The sequence below is a fragment of the Isoptericola sp. NPDC019693 genome (assembly GCF_044389085.1).
In the GTDB taxonomy this organism is placed as follows: Bacteria; Actinomycetota; Actinomycetes; order Actinomycetales; family Cellulomonadaceae; genus Isoptericola.
Genome location: NZ_JBIRXP010000001.1, coordinates 709,687 through 723,882 on the forward strand (window position 1 = coordinate 709,687; position 14,196 = coordinate 723,882).

Genomic DNA, 14,196 nt, shown 5'->3' on the forward strand with positions numbered 1-14,196 from the left:
AACCTAGGGCAGCGCGGCGGACGCCGCACGGAGGGCGGCGGCCCGGGCCAGCACCCGACGGGCCCGCGGCCGTCCGACGACGCGGGCGCGGCGCTCCAGCAGCGCGGCCGCGTCGGCGAGGTCCAGGTCGCAGGCGACCGCGACGGCGCGGGCGGTGAGGGCTGCGTCCTCGTCGCCGGGGACGTGCACCGCGACGTCGACGACGGTCCGCAGCGGCGCGGTGACGCGCACGCCCACCAGCGTGACCGTGTCGTCGCGCAGCAGGGGCGCCTGCCACACGAGTCCGGCGCCCCAGAGGTCGGGCCGGTGCCCGCCGGCCGGATAGGCGACGTCGAGGTGGTCCGGTGACCGGGCGCCCGCGGCGCGGCCGGCGTGCACCCACGCCGCGGTGCGCCCGGCGGCCACGGCTCCGCCGGGCAGCGCACCGGCCAGGAGACCGGCCCGCAGGCCGGGGGTCACCACGGCCCCGGCGACGACGGCCGCGTCGCCCCGCAGCACCTCGAGGGCGCCGTCGCGCACCAGGACGTCCCACGCCGCCCGCCCGCCGACGTCCGCCGGGCGGACCAGCGGCCCGGGGTGCGGGCGCGGCGGCGTGAGCAGCGCGTCGAGCCGGCACGTGCCGCCGGGGGCGTCGCGCTCGCGCCCGCCGGGCGCGGCCGCTGGCACGGGGAGGACGGCGAAGGGGCTCACGACCGGGAACCTATCCGGTCGTGAGCCCCTCCGGGGTGCTGCCTGTGGATCGTCGGGCGCGCGCCGGCCGGTGTCCCCGGACGGCCGCACCCGTCCGCCGGCTCAGCCCCGGGTGTCCTCCGCGGCGCGGACGACCTGCTCGAGCCAGGCACGCCGCGCGGCGAGCGCCGTCTCGGCCTCCTCGACACGCTGCGCGTCACCCGACTCGCGCGCCTTGTCCAGGTCGCGCTCGAGCCCCTCGATGGCGGCCTCGAGCTGGGCCGCCGCGCCCTCGGCCCGCGCGCGGGTCTCCGGGTTGGTGCGGTCCCAGCGGGCCTGCTCGGCGTTGCGGACGGCCGTCTCGACGGCACGCATGCGGCCCTCGACGCGCTGGATGTCGGCGCGCGGCACCTTGCCGGCCTCCTCCCAGCGGTCCTGGAGGTCGCGCAGCTTCTCCTTCGCCGCGACGAGGTCCTTGACCGGCAGGAGGGCCTCCGCCTCGACGAGGAGCGCCTCCTTGACCTCGAGGTTCTTCCCGTACTCGGCGTCGATCGCGGCGTTCTCGGCGTCACGGGCGCCGAAGAAGGCGTCCTGAGCCGCCCGGAACCGGGCCCAGAGCGCGTCGTCGTCCTTGCGGCTGGCCCGCCCGGCGGCCTTCCACTGCGCCATGAGGTCGCGGTACGCGGCGGCCGTCGCGCCCCAGTCGGTGCTGGTCTGCAGGGCCTCCGCCTCGGCGACCAGCTTCTCCTTGGCCGACTTGGCCGCGGAGTTGCGCTGCTCGAGGTCGGCGAAGAAGTGCCGTCGCTCGCGGTCGAAGGCCGTGCGCGCGTGGCTGAACCGCTTCCAGAGCGCCTCCTCCGAGGGCCGGTCGATGCGCGGCCCGCTGCGCTGGGCCTCCTTCCACCGGTCCAGGAGGCCGCGCAGCTCCTCGCCGGCCGGGCGCCACTGCATCTTGCCCGGGTCGGTGGCGGCGATCTTCTCCGCGGCCTCGACGATCGCGGTGCGGGCGGCGACGGCCTCGGCCTTGGCGGCCGCGCGCTCCTGCTCGAGCGCGGCACGGCGCTCCGCCGCCCGCGCCCGGAGGCCCTCGACGCGGGCGCGCAGGGCGTCCAGGTCGCCCACGGCGGCGGGCTCGCCCGTCTCCTCCGCGAGCTTGGCCAGCGTCTGGTCGATCTCGCGCACCGACAGGTCGGCGCTGTCCAGGCGCGTCTCGAACAGCGCGACCTTCGCGTCGAGGTCGAGGTAGCGGCGCACGTAGAGGCTCATGGCCTCCGAGGCCTCCACGCCCGGGAACTGCCCGACCTGGCGCTCGCCGGCGGCCTCGCGCACGAACACGGTGCCGTCCTCGTCCACGCGGCCGAAGGCCTCCGCCGCTGCCGCGGCGGCGGCGTCCAGCGCCGGGGGGACGACCGGGGCCACGGGCGTGGTGGGCTCCGCCGGGGGCATGTCGGCGGGCGTGGGGGCGGCCGGGCGGCGCAGCGCCGACGGCTTGGGCGCGCCCGGGCGCGGCGGCTTCGGCACGCCCGAGGGCTTCGGCGCCGCCGGCGCGGGTGCCGGGGCCGGCTCGGCCGGTGCGGCCTCCGCGGTGTCTGCCGGCTCGGCAGGCTCGGTGGGCTCGGCGGGCTCCGCGATGTCTGCCGGTCCGGCAGGCTCGGCGGGTGCCGGCGTCGGCGCGGCGTCGGCCTCGGGCTGGGCCTCGGGGGTCGGCTCCGTGGCCTCGCCGGCGGGGCCCGACGGAGTGGCCTCGCCGGCGGGGTCCGCCTGGGCGGTCCCGTCCGCGGAGGGCTGCGGGTCCGCCGCGGGAGCCGACGGGGTCGCCTCGTCCGGGGTCGTCTGCGATGGAGTCTCGGCCGTCTCCTCGGTGCCGGCCACGGTCTCCTCGGGGCCGGTCGAGCCGGGGGTGCTCTCGCTCACTGGGTCTCCACTCCTTCGATGATGACGGGGCTCGCGGGGGAGCCGTCGCCGGCCCCTCCCTCGACGCCCGCGTCAGCGACTGCCTGGACGGCGTCCAGGCCGGACGTGACGGTGCCGAGCACCGTGTACCCGCCCGCGGTGTCGGACGGGATGGTCGAATCCTGGTACACGATGAAGAACTGCGAGCCCATCGACTCGCCGTTGCCGCCCTGGCGGGCCATCGCGAGGGTCCCGGCGGGGTAGACGTCGTCCTTCGGGGCGTTCTCGATCGGGCCGTAGGAGTACCCGGGGTCACCGGTCCCGGTCGCCGTCGGGTCGCCGCACTGCAGGACGAAGATGCCCTGGGTGGTGAGGCGGTGGCAGGCCGTGTCGTCGAAGTAGCCCTGCTGTGCCAGGGACACGAAGCTCGCGACGGCCTGGGGCGCTGCGGCGCCGTCCAGCTCCACGGTCACCTGCGACTCGCCCGCCCCGGTGCACAGGTCGAGGGTCGCGGCCCACGTGCGGTCCTCGGCGGCGGACGGGTCGGGCAGGTCCCCGCCGGAGCGGGCGCCCGGCTGCACCGCCGGGCAGTCGCCCGCGGCCTGCGGCGCCGACGACGCGGCAGGGTCGGCGGTGCTGCCGAGGTTCGCGACGACCAGGCCGCCGCCCACCAGGGCGAGGACCGCCACGATCGCCACGATCGCGAAGGTGCGCTGCCTCCGGGCGCGCGCCTGCGCCTGCCGCTGCTCCCACTTCTCCTGCCGCTTGCGGGCGTACTCACGCTCGCGCTTGGTGGCCGCCAACGCGCGGTCCTCCTCGCCTCGTCCCCCGCGCACGGCACTCCCGCGCGCGGAGGACAGTCTAGAGGCCGGGACGCAGGTCACACCCGCAGGGCCCGCGCGGCCCCGGTGGTGGGCGCCGGCCGCTAGCGTGGCGCCGTGCAGATCCTCCTCGTCGTCGCGCCCGTCTTCGCCACCAACTGCTGCGTCGTCGTCGCCGGTGCCACCGGCCGGGACGCCGACTGCGTGCTCGTGGACGCGGGGGCGGGCGTCGCCCCCGAGGTCGAACGGCTGGTCGCCGAGCGGGGCCTCGTCCCGCGCGCCGTCGTCGCCACCCATGGCCACGTCGACCACACGTGGGACGCGGCGGAGCTGTGCGACCGGTACGGGGTGCCCCTGCGCATCCATCCCGCGGACGCCTACCGCCTCGCGGACCCGTTCGGCACGCTGGGCCTGGCCGCGGGGTCGGGCGACGCGGACCCCGGGGTGAGCAGCGCCCTCGCGCAGGCGCTCGCGGGCACGGGCCGGCGGGCGGAGGACTACCGCACGCCCGCCGTCGTGGAGCCGCTCGAGGTCGGCACGGACGGCGCCGGCGAGCTCGTCGCGGGCACGGTGCGGCTGCGGACGCTGCACGCCCCGGGCCACACGGAGGGCTCCACGCTGCTCGTCGTGCCGGGGCACGGCGGGGATCGTGGCGGTGACGGCGGCGAGGGGCCCGGCGTCGTCCTGGCGGGCGACGTGCTCTTCGCGGGCGGGGTCGGCCGCACCGACCTGCCGGGCGGTGACCCCGCCACCATGGCCCGCACGCTGCGCGACGTCGTCGCCGGCCTCGACCCGGACCTCGGCGTCGTGCCCGGGCACGGGCCGACCACCACCGTGGGGCGTGAGCTCGCGACCAACCCGTACCTGCGCCCGCACCTGCGCTGATCTGGCCGCGAGGCGCCCGGGCGAGGTCCCGCGGCGGCCCCGACGTCTGGGAAGATGGGGCCCATGGCACGCCCCACCCCCCTCTCCGGCTTCCCCGAATGGCTCCCCGACGGCCGCGTCGTCGAGCAGCACGTCCTCGACACGCTGCGGCGCACGTTCGAGCTGCACGGGTTCGCCGGCATCGAGACGCGGGCCGTGGAGCCGCTCGACCAGCTGCTGCGCAAGGGGGAGACCTCCAAGGAGGTCTACGTGCTGCGCAGGCTCCAGGAGGAGCCCGACGGCGAGGGCGCCGGGAACCAGCCCGAGAAGCAGCTCGGGCTGCACTTCGACCTCACCGTGCCGTTCGCGCGCTACGTGCTCGAGAACGCCGGCCGGCTCGCGTTCCCCTTCAAGCGCTACCAGATCCAGAAGGTGTGGCGCGGCGAGCGCCCCCAGGACGGCCGCTTCCGCGAGTTCGTCCAGGCGGACATCGACGTCGTCGGCGCGGGCGAGCTGCCCTACCACTACGAGGTCGAGCTGCCCCTGGTGATGGCCGAGGCGCTCGGGGCGCTGCGCGACGTCGGTGTGCCCGAGGTGCGGATCCTCGTGAACAACCGGAAGGTCGCGGAGGGCTTCTACCGCGGGCTGGGGCTCGACGACGTCGAGGGCGTGCTGCGGCAGGTCGACAAGCTCGACAAGATCGGCCCGGAGGCGGTGGCCGAGCTCCTGCAGGCCGAGCAGGGCGCCACGCCCGAGCAGGCCAAGGGCTGCCTCGAGCTCGCCGCGATCTCCGGCGCGGACACGTCCGTGGTCGACAGGGTCCGGGCGCTCGCGGTGTCCTACGGCGCGGCCACGGAGCTCCTCGAGACCGGTCTGGGCGAGCTGGCCGCGCTGATCGAGGCGGCCGCGCGGCGCGCGCCCGGCGTGGTGGTCGCGGACCTGAAGATCGCGCGCGGCCTCGACTACTACACCGGGTCGGTCTACGAGACCGTGCTGGTCGGGCACGAGCAGCTCGGCTCGATCTGCTCGGGCGGGCGCTACGACACGCTCGCGTCGGACGGCAAGAACACCTACCCGGGCGTCGGCCTGTCCATCGGCGTCTCCCGCCTGGTCTCCAGACTCCTGTCCGCGGGCCTGGTCGCCGCGACGCGTGGCGTGCCGACCGCCGTCCTGGTCGCGGTCACCGACGAGGCGCACCGCGACCGCTCCGACGCGGTCGCGGCGGCGCTGCGCGCCCGGGGCGTGCCGGCGGACGTCGCGCCGACGGCGGCGAAGTTCGGCAAGCAGATCAAGGTCGCCGACCGGCGCGGCATCCCGTTCGTGTGGTTCCCGGCGCAGCCTGGGGAGGACGGCGCCGACCCGGCCGTCCTGGCGGGTGCGGTGAAGGACATCCGCTCGGGCGAGCAGGTGGACGCCGACGCCGCGACCTGGGCGCCGCCGGCGGACGACCTGTTCCCGCGCGTCGTGCCCGTCGCCGCGGAGTGAGCCTCAGTCCTCGATGAGCGCGACGACGTTGCGCGCGGTGTCCCGGAACCATCCGATGGTCGGGCCCTGGCGCGGGTCGGCGCTGCGCACGACGCCGTCGGCGTCCTGCGCGAACCCCGGGTAGCGCACGAGGTCGACGCCGGCCGCGTGCAGCTGCGCCGCCGCGGCGGCGACGTCGGGCACGACGAGGTTGAGCACGGTGTGGCTCGCCGGCTCGTGGGCCTCGCCCTTCGGGTACACGAAGACGGCAGGACCGCCGGGGACGTCCAGCTCGAGCCCCATGGGCGTGCGCCGCACGCCCAGCCCCACGACGTCCCGGTAGAACGACTCGGCGGCGTCGACGTCGTCGACGGAGAAGCTGCTGAAGCCGCGCTGGACGATGATCACGGGGGACTCCTCGGGTCGGGGTGGCGGCGGGGGACCGGCGCCGAAGGGTGGACCCCGCCCGCGCGCCGGACTGATCGGGCAGGCCCACGGGGGTTGTCCCCCGTGCACCCTGAGGCGTCCCTGACTTTCACCCTGATCTCGCCGCTGACCTGGCCGGACGGCCTCCGCGGAACGGTACGGTGACCGCCGTGAGCATCTATGTGGTCCTGTCCCGCAGCAGCACCGTCCTGTCGCGGACGATCCGCCTCGCGACCCGGGACGAGTACACGCACGCGGCACTGGCCCTCGACGCCGACCTCGAGCTCATGTTCAGCTTCGGTCGCCGCCGCGCGTCCAACCCGTTCGTCGGCTGCTTCAAGCGCGAGCGCCTCGACGACGAGCTCTACCAGGGGATGGACACCCTGCCGGGCGTCGTCCTCGAGGTCCCCGTCACCCCCCGGCAGCGCGACGCCGTGGGCGCCCGGGTCGCGGAGTTCCTGCTCGACGGCCACACCTACGCCTACAACGCGCCCGGCCTCGTGACCGGTCTCCTCGGCCGCGGGTCGGAGGACGACCGGCGGTTCTTCTGCTCCGAGTTCGTCTACCACGTGCTGCGCGACGCGGGCGTGTGCGACCTGGGCGTCCCCCGCTGGAGGGTGCGACCGCAGACCCTGCTGGACGTGCCGGGCACCGTGGTCTACCAGGGCGACCTCAAGCGCTACCGCTCGGCCGACCTCGACACCGCGCCCCTTCCGGTGCTCACGCCCCAGGGCGCGGGCGGCCTCTTCGCCACGTCGCGGGCGGGGGTCTCGCTCGCGCTGTGACCGGAGGGCGGCCCTCCGCACGTCTCCCCGCCGCTCCAGCGTCGCCGCTCCAGGGTCCGCACAGGGCGTCGTGCGACGCTGGGTGCCATGCCGAACCGAGTCTTCCTGCACGTGGGCGCGCCCAAGTCGGGCACGACCTACCTGCAGTCGCGTCTCCACGCGAACCGCCGTGACCTGCGACGGCACGGCGTGCTGTACCCGAGCGGTCCGCTGGGCGAGCCGCGCCTGCACTACTGGGCCGCCCTGGACGTCACGGGTGCGCGCCACGGCGTCGACCCGCGGCGCCTGGACGGCGCGTGGGACCGCCTCGTGCGCCAGGTGCGACGCACGCGGGGCGACGTCGTCGTCAGCCACGAGCTGCTGGCGAGGGCGGACCAGGGGCAGGCGGACCGGGTGCTCGCCGACCTGGCGGCGACGGGTGCCGAGGTGCAGGTGGTGCTCACCGTCCGCGACCTCGCGCGAGGGCTCGCCAGCGGATGGCAGGAGACGCTGAAGTTCGGCGCGACGACGACCCTGCGCGCCTACCTCGACCGCGCGAGGGCCGGCCGGTCCGTGTTCCTGAGGTCCCTCGACCCCACCCACGTGCTGGGCGTGTGGGCCGCCGGCCTGCCTGCGTCGCGCGTCCACGTCGTGACGGCCCCGCCCCCGGGCGGTGCCGGGGACGCGCTCTGGCTCCGGTTCCTGGACGCCGTCCAGGTCGACCCCGCGTGGGCGCCGCGGGAGGCCGAGCGGTCCAACGCCTCCGTCGGTGTCCCCGAGGCGCAGGTGCTGCGCGGGCTCAACCGCCGGCTCGGCGAGGAGGTGCGGCGGGGCGGCGCCCTCTCGCCGATCGTCGACGGCATCGTCGCCGGCGACGCGCTCGCCCCGCGGCGGTCGACCCCCATCGCCGTGGGGCCCGAGGACCACCCGTGGGTGGCGGACCTCAGCGCGACCTGGGTCGCCTGGCTGCGCGACCAGGACGTCACCGTTCACGGCGACCTGGACGACCTGCTGCCCGCCCCGCCGGGCGAGGACTGGACCGACCCCGACAAGCCCCCGCAGCGCGAGGTGACCGCGGCTGCCCTGGACACGGTCGGGGTGCTGCTCGCGGAGGTGGCCGGGCGCCCGCTGCCGTGGGGGGAACGGGGCCGCCGGGCCCTCGCGAGGCTCCGCCGCTGACCGGCGTGCGCGCCGGGGCTGGACAGCGGACTCGAACGCGTGTTCGAATAACCGGGTGAGATGGGAAGGTCAGACGGTCGGCGCGGACGACGGCGCCCTGCCCGGGCTGGAGCGCGCGGGGCTGGCGCGGCTCGGGCTCGTGCGCACGGTCCGGACCCCCGAGTTCGCCGACGTCGCGTTCCACGAGGTGCTCGCCAAGAGCGCGCTGTCGAAGGTTCCCGCGGCGTCGAAGATGCCGTTCGGCTGGACGGTCAACCCGTACCGCGGGTGCAGCCATGCGTGCCGCTACTGCCTGAGCCCGGAGACGCTCGTGCTGATGACGGACGGGCGGCAGGTCCCGATCCGCGACCTCCGGGTCGGGGACGCCGTCGTCGGGACGGAGCTCGACGAGCAAGGGCGACGCCGGTACGCGGAGACCACGGTGCTCGCGTGGTGGACGACCCGCCGGCGCGCGCACCGCGTCACGCTGGCCGACGGCACGCGGGTCGTCGCGAGCGACGACCACCGGTTCCTCAGCGACGGCCGTGGCTGGGTGCACGTGGCACGCGACCTGACCGACCTGCGAGGGCGGCCGTTCCTCACGACGCACGACCGGCTCGTCGGCCCAGGGCCGGGCGACTCGGCCGTCCGGGCGGCGGCCGGCATGGCCGCGGTGGCGGGGGACGGGCTGCGGGTGACGGCCGTGGAGGACCTGGGCTTCGAGCAGGACATGATCGACATCACGACGGGCACCGGAGACTTCGTCGCGAACGGTGTCGTCTCGCACAACTGTTTCGCGCGCCCCACGCACGAGTACCTCGACCTCGACGCCGGCCGGGACTTCGACTCCCAGGTCGTCGTCAAGATGAACGTGGACGCGGTGCTGCGCGCCGAGCTGGCGCGGCCGTCCTGGCAGCGGGAGCCCGTCGCGCTCGGGACCAACACCGACCCCTACCAGCGGGCCGAGGGCCGCTACCGCCTCATGCCGGGGATCATCGGGGCGCTCGCGGACTCGGGCACACCCTTCTCGATCCTCACGAAGGGCACGTTGCTGCGGCGCGACCTGCCCCTGATCGCCGAGGCGGCGCGCCGCGTGGAGGTCGGCCTCGGCGTCTCGCTGGCGTTCGCCGACGAGGAGCTGCAGCAGTCCGTCGAGCCCGGCACCCCGACCCCGAGGGCGCGGCTCGACCTCATCCGGGCCGTGCGGGCGGCGGGGCTGCCGTGCGGCGTCATGGTGGCCCCGGTGCTGCCGTGGCTCACCGACTCGCGGGACCACCTGCGGCGCCTGCTCGACGCGGTCGCGGACGCCGGCGCCACGGGCGTCACGGTCGTGCCGCTGCACCTCAAGCCGGGCACGCGGGAGTGGTACCTGCAGTGGCTCGAGCGTGAGCACCCCCGGGCGGTGGCCGGGTACGGGCGCGTGTACGCCCGCGGCACGTACGCCCTGGAGGCCTATCGGCAGTGGCTGTGGGACCGGGTCGAGCCGTTGCTCGCCGAGCGCGGCTTCGGGTCCTCCGGGCACCGCGCGCGGTCGGGCGCGACCGGCCGCTACGCCGACGAGCTGCGACCGCACGACGACGGTGACTACCCGGCGGGCTCGATCGTCGCGGCCGCCTCGGCAGCGGGGCACGACGGCCGTGCGGGGCGGTGGCGCACGGGAGGCGCCCTCGACGGCATGCCCGTCGACGGCGGAGGGCTCGAGGTCGCGGCCGCCGGGATCGAGCAGGTGCTCTTCTGACGCCCCTCTCGCGGGGTCGGGTGAGCGTCGTCGCGGGTCGTGACGGCGCCGTGTGTGAGCACGGCAACACGCCAGGCGGTCCCCGGTGGACCCCGGGACCGGAAAACTGCGGACGCCCGTCCGGGTGCAGCGACTAAACTCGCCACGTCGTGCCCGCGGGCACGACCGTCTCCCGGCCGGGCACCGGGACGACGGCACCACGAGCCCACACCACACGTCACGAAAGGACCTCTCCGTGCTCCGCACCCACACGGCCGGCTCTCTGCGGGCCGAGCACATCGGTCAGACCGTCACCCTCACCGGGTGGGTCGATCGCCGCCGGGATCACGGAGGAGTGGCCTTCATCGACCTGCGCGACGCCTCGGGCATCTCCCAGGTCGTCATCCGCGACGAGTCCGTGGCCCACCCGCTGCGCGCCGAGTTCGTGCTGCAGGTGACGGGCGAGGTCGGTCGCCGCCCGGAGGGCAACGCCAACCCGAACCTCGCCACCGGCGAGATCGAGGTCGTGGCGAAGGAGGTCGTGGTCCTCAACGAGTCGGCCCCGCTGCCGTTCCAGGTCTCCACGGCGCTGGCCGACACGGAGACGATCGGCGAGGAGGCGCGCCTCAAGCACCGCTACCTCGACATCCGCCGCCCGAGCCAGGCGCACGCCCTGCGGCTGCGCGGGAAGGCGAACCAGGCGGCCCGGCGCGTGCTGGACGAGCACGACTTCGTCGAGGTCGAGACGCCCACCCTCACCCGCTCGACGCCCGAAGGGGCTCGCGACTTCCTGGTCCCGGCCCGCCTGGCGCCGGGCTCCTGGTACGCGCTGCCGCAGAGCCCGCAGCTGTTCAAGCAGCTGCTCATGGTCGGCGGCCTGGAGCGCTACTACCAGATCGCCCGCTGCTACCGGGACGAGGACTTCCGGGCCGACCGCCAGCCCGAGTTCACGCAGCTGGACGTCGAGCTGAGCTTCGTCGACCAGGACGACGTCATCGCGCTGGCCGAGCAGATCCTCGTCGCGCTGTGGAAGCTGATCGACGTCGAGATCCCGACGCCGATCGCCCGCATGACGTACGCCGAGGCGATGCGCCTGTACGGCACGGACAAGCCGGACCTGCGCTTCGGCAACCCGCTCGTCGAGCTCACCGACTACTTCTCCGAGACGCCGTTCCGCGTCTTCCAGGCGGAGTACGTGGGCGCCGTCGTCATGACCGGCGGCGCCTCGCAGCCGCGCCGCCAGTTCGACGCCTGGCAGGAGTGGGCCAAGCAGCGCGGCGCCAAGGGACTCGCGTACGTGACGTACGGCGAGGACGGCACGCTGGGCGGCCCGGTCGCCAAGAACCTGTCCGACGCCGAGCGTGAGGGCCTCGCCGCCGCCACGGGTGCGCAGCCCGGCGACGCGGTGTTCTTCGCCGCCGGCAAGACCGCCGAGGCGCGCGCGCTCCTGGGCGCCGCCCGCCTGGAGATCGCGCACCGCACGGGGCAGGTCGACGAGGACGCCTGGGCGTTCGTGTGGGTCGTCGACGCGCCGCTGTTCAAGCCGACCGGCGAGGACGACGACGTCGACCTCGGCCACTCCGCCTGGACCGCCGTGCACCACGCGTTCACGTCGCCCAAGCCCGAGTGGGTCGACAGCTTCGAGTCGGACCCGGGCAACGCGCTGGCGTACGCCTACGACATCGTCTGCAACGGCAACGAGATCGGCGGCGGCTCGATCCGTATCCACCGCCGCGACGTGCAGGAGCGCGTGTTCGACGTCATGGGCATCGGCCCCGAGGAGGCGCAGGAGAAGTTCGGCTTCCTCCTCGACGCCTTCAAGTTCGGCGCCCCGCCGCACGGCGGCATCGCGTTCGGCTGGGACCGCATCGTCGCGCTGCTGACGAAGTCGGCGTCGATCCGCGACGTCATCGCGTTCCCCAAGTCGGGCGGCGGCTACGACCCGCTCACCGAGGCGCCGGCCCCCATCACCCCGGAGCAGCGCAAGGAGGCCGGCGTCGACGCCGTGCCGCAGGACGACGCGCCGGCCCCGTCCGCGGGGGCGTGACGCTCGCTCTCGACGGGCACGGCCTCGCCCCGGTCACCGACATGGCCGGGGCGAGCCTGCCCGACCGCTGGGCGCGCCACCCCGTGGTGGTCGCCGAGCACGCCTACCACGGGTGGGACGCCAGCCACGCGTGGTGGGACGACGAGGCGTTCCTCGTGCGCCTGCGCTGGCGCGAGCGGACCGACGGCGCACGACCCTTCGCGGTCGAGGCCGACGGGACGGGCGCGAGCCTGCTCGGCGTGGGCACCCCCGGCGCCGCCGCACGCCTGCTGCTGAGGGCCCGCGACGAGCTGCGGTCGTCGGGTGACGCCATGGGGGTGCGGCGCGCGTCCCTGCCCCGCGGGACCCACGCGGCGCTGTCGGTGCTGACCCCCGGTGGGGTCGGTGCCCCCGCGCCCTTCGACCGCGCGCCCGGCGGCGCGTGGGACTGGTTCGGCACGACCGTGGCGCCGGGCGAGCAGCCCGGGCAGGACCGCGTGACCGAGCTCGTCGGTCCCGGGTCGGGCGACGAGGTCGCCCGCGCGCTCGCGACGGCGAACCCCCACGGCGAGCTGTCGCCCCACGAGCCGCGGGCGCGCTGGTGGGGCTGGCGCGGCGACGACGGCGTGCTGCGCGGCGTCGCGGGCGCGTCGCGGCGGGTGCCCGGCCAGCCGTGGGTGCTCGGCTCGATCGGGACCGACCCCGCGTGGCGGGGCCGCGGGATCGCGGCCGCCGTGACGGCGGCCGCCACGAGGGCCGGGCTCGAGGAGGTCGCCATGGTGACCCTCGGGATGTACGCCCACAACGACGCCGCGCGCCGCGTCTACGCCCGGCTGGGCTTCACGCTCGCGCAGCGGTTCGAGAGCTGGCGCCCGACGCGAGCCGCCCGACCCGCTCCCAGCGGCCGGGCGTCGGCGAGATAGCCGTCGGGCCGCACGAGCAGGGTCGCGTCGTGGCCGTCGGCGCGGCGGACGACGAGCCGGTCGTCGGCGTCGAGCTCGCCGGGGGCACGGGGCACGTCCGCCGGGGGCCCGGACCGCGGCGCGACGAGCACGAAGCGGCCGGCGCGCAGCGCCTCCGCCACCCGGGACCCCGCCGGGCCGGGAGCCAGCGGCAGGTCCGGCACGCGGCGCCCGGCGGCGGGGTGCGCACCGGGCGGGGCCGGGTACCGCACCCCGAGGGCCGAGACGGCCCCGGCCGCCCGCCGCCGCACGGGGGCGGCCCGGCCCAGCAGCACGGCCCCGGCCGCCCGCACGACGGCGGCCCCGCGTCCCCGGTCCGTGGCGAGGCGGAGGATCGTGCCGCTGGTGCGCAGCACCTGGGCACCGACGGGGTGGCGCTCGGCCGAGTACCCGTCGAGCACCGCGTCGTCCGCCCCGCGGACCACGGCGGCGAGGCGCCAGGACAGGTTCGCGGCGTCCTGCAGGCCGGTGTTCATGCCGAGGCCTCCCGCCGGGCTGTGCGCGTGCGCGGCGTCGCCCGCGAGGAGCACGCGTCCGGCGCGGTAGCGGGGCACCTGGCGCTCGTCGGCCGCGAACCGGGTGGCGAACCGCAGCTCGGCCATGCCGTGGTCGTCGCCGAGCGTCGCCCGCGCGAGGGCGCGGACCTCGTCGAGGTCCACCGGCCCGTCGTCCCCGGGGTCGAGGGTCTCGTCCCAGCCGATGAAGCGGTACCGGTCGCCGCCGAACGGGGCGAGGAACCCCAGGGCCCCGCCGGCCGACGCGACCGTCAGGGCGTCCTCGGGCGGGCGGGTCAGACGGACGTCCGCCAGCACCATCGCGCGGATCACCGTCTCCCCGGGGAACGGCAGACCGGCGGCCGTCCGCACCGTCGAGCGCACGCCGTCGGCGCCGACCACCCACGGTGCGCGAAGCCGGACGGGCTCCTTCGCCGCGCCACCGGGCTCCTCGACCGCCACCACGGTGGCGCCGTCGTCGCGCTGGTCGACGCCGGAGACGCGCAGTCCGTGCCGGAACGTCGCGCCGGCGTCCTCCGCCCGGCGGCGCAGCAGGCGCTCCACCTCGTACTGCGGGGTGACCAGCACGAACGGGAACCGTCCCGGCAGGGTGTCGAGCCGCACGTCGACGCGGCCGAACACCCGGATCCGGCGGACGGCCCGTCCGGTGGGGAGCAGCGCGTCCGCGAGCCCCCGGGCGTCGAGCGCCTCGAGGGTCCGCGCGTGCACCGCGAACGCCCGGGTGAGGTTGCTCAGGTCGGCGGGCCGCTTCTCGACCACGACGACCCGCGCGCCGTCGCGGGCGAGGTCCCCGGCCAGGAGCAGCCCCGTGGGTCCTGCCCCGACGACCACGACGTCCGCGTCCATGCGGCTCAGCCTAGGGCGACCCACGTCACAGCAGCAGGGGTCGGGACCGGGCCGGCAGCGTGGGTGGCGCT

12 protein-coding genes are annotated in these 14,196 nt (G+C 76.3%); 7 read left to right on the top strand and 5 right to left on the bottom strand.

Annotation, left to right across the window (positions count from 1 at the left end):
- Nucleotides 1-3: 3 nt before the first annotated feature.
- The 3 genes from ACH436_RS03350 to ACH436_RS03360 all read right to left on the bottom strand — a co-directional run bounded on the left by ACH436_RS03350 (nucleotide 4) and on the right by ACH436_RS03360 (nucleotide 3,365).
- Nucleotides 4-690, bottom strand: a complete 687-nt coding sequence (locus ACH436_RS03350) for a hypothetical protein (RefSeq protein ID WP_430558744.1) — start codon at nucleotides 688-690, stop codon at nucleotides 4-6.
- 102 nt (nucleotides 691-792) lie between these two features.
- A complete protein-coding gene (locus ACH436_RS03355; protein ID WP_430558745.1) occupies nucleotides 793-2,583 on the bottom strand; it encodes a DUF349 domain-containing protein in 1,791 nt (596 codons plus the stop codon).
- Nucleotides 2,580-3,365, bottom strand: a complete 786-nt coding sequence (locus tag ACH436_RS03360; protein ID WP_430558746.1) for a peptidylprolyl isomerase — start codon at nucleotides 3,363-3,365, stop codon at nucleotides 2,580-2,582. The genes ACH436_RS03355 and ACH436_RS03360 overlap by 4 nt, the downstream gene beginning before the upstream one ends.
- A gap of 135 nt (nucleotides 3,366-3,500) precedes the next feature.
- Here ACH436_RS03360 and ACH436_RS03365 point away from each other — a divergent pair, with 135 nt between their 5' ends.
- A complete protein-coding gene (locus ACH436_RS03365; RefSeq protein WP_430558747.1) occupies nucleotides 3,501-4,268 on the top strand; it encodes an MBL fold metallo-hydrolase in 768 nt (255 codons plus the stop codon).
- A 63-nt stretch (nucleotides 4,269-4,331) separates the two neighbouring features.
- Nucleotides 4,332-5,732, top strand: a complete 1,401-nt coding sequence (gene hisS, locus ACH436_RS03370; protein ID WP_430558748.1) for a histidine--tRNA ligase — start codon at nucleotides 4,332-4,334, stop codon at nucleotides 5,730-5,732.
- A gap of 3 nt (nucleotides 5,733-5,735) precedes the next feature.
- Here hisS and ACH436_RS03375 read toward each other — a convergent pair whose 3' ends face one another.
- On the bottom strand, nucleotides 5,736-6,119 hold the full coding sequence (locus tag ACH436_RS03375) for a VOC family protein (RefSeq protein WP_430558749.1): 384 nt from the start codon (nucleotides 6,117-6,119) through the stop codon (nucleotides 5,736-5,738).
- A 188-nt stretch (nucleotides 6,120-6,307) separates the two neighbouring features.
- On the opposite strand from ACH436_RS03375, the gene ACH436_RS03380 reads away from it, so the two are divergent.
- The 5 genes from ACH436_RS03380 to ACH436_RS03400 all read left to right on the top strand — a co-directional run bounded on the left by ACH436_RS03380 (nucleotide 6,308) and on the right by ACH436_RS03400 (nucleotide 12,725).
- Nucleotides 6,308-6,922, top strand: coding sequence for a hypothetical protein (locus ACH436_RS03380; RefSeq protein WP_430558750.1), 615 nt, complete (start codon nucleotides 6,308-6,310; stop codon nucleotides 6,920-6,922).
- Between the two features lie 87 nt (nucleotides 6,923-7,009).
- Nucleotides 7,010-8,080, top strand: a complete 1,071-nt coding sequence (locus ACH436_RS03385; protein WP_430558751.1) for a hypothetical protein — start codon at nucleotides 7,010-7,012, stop codon at nucleotides 8,078-8,080.
- Between the two features lie 55 nt (nucleotides 8,081-8,135).
- Entirely contained in the window at nucleotides 8,136-9,797 is a 1,662-nt protein-coding gene (locus tag ACH436_RS03390) for an Rv2578c family radical SAM protein (protein WP_430558752.1), read from the top strand.
- 235 nt (nucleotides 9,798-10,032) lie between these two features.
- Nucleotides 10,033-11,823, top strand: a complete 1,791-nt coding sequence (aspS, locus tag ACH436_RS03395; protein ID WP_430558753.1) for an aspartate--tRNA ligase — start codon at nucleotides 10,033-10,035, stop codon at nucleotides 11,821-11,823.
- On the top strand, nucleotides 11,820-12,725 hold the full coding sequence (locus ACH436_RS03400; protein WP_430558754.1) for a GNAT family N-acetyltransferase: 906 nt from the start codon (nucleotides 11,820-11,822) through the stop codon (nucleotides 12,723-12,725). Before aspS ends, ACH436_RS03400 begins: the two co-directional genes overlap by 4 nt.
- On the opposite strand, the gene ACH436_RS03405 is transcribed toward ACH436_RS03400, so the two are convergent.
- Entirely contained in the window at nucleotides 12,626-14,125 is a 1,500-nt protein-coding gene (locus tag ACH436_RS03405) for an FAD-dependent monooxygenase (protein ID WP_430558755.1), read from the bottom strand. The two genes, ACH436_RS03400 and ACH436_RS03405, sit on opposite strands and share 100 nt — an antisense overlap.
- Between the last annotated feature and the right edge of the window lie 71 nt (nucleotides 14,126-14,196).

What these genes read in the sequence shown, in the direction of transcription:
- hisS (WP_430558748.1), top strand. Translation starts at nt 4,332, where the DNA reads ATGGCACGCCCCACCCCCCTCTCCGGCTTCCCCGAATGGCTCCCCGAC.
- ACH436_RS03385 (WP_430558751.1), top strand. Translation starts at nt 7,010, where the DNA reads ATGCCGAACCGAGTCTTCCTGCACGTGGGCGCGCCCAAGTCGGGCACG.
- ACH436_RS03405 (WP_430558755.1), bottom strand. Translation starts at nt 14,125, where the DNA reads ATGGACGCGGACGTCGTGGTCGTCGGGGCAGGACCCACGGGGCTGCTC.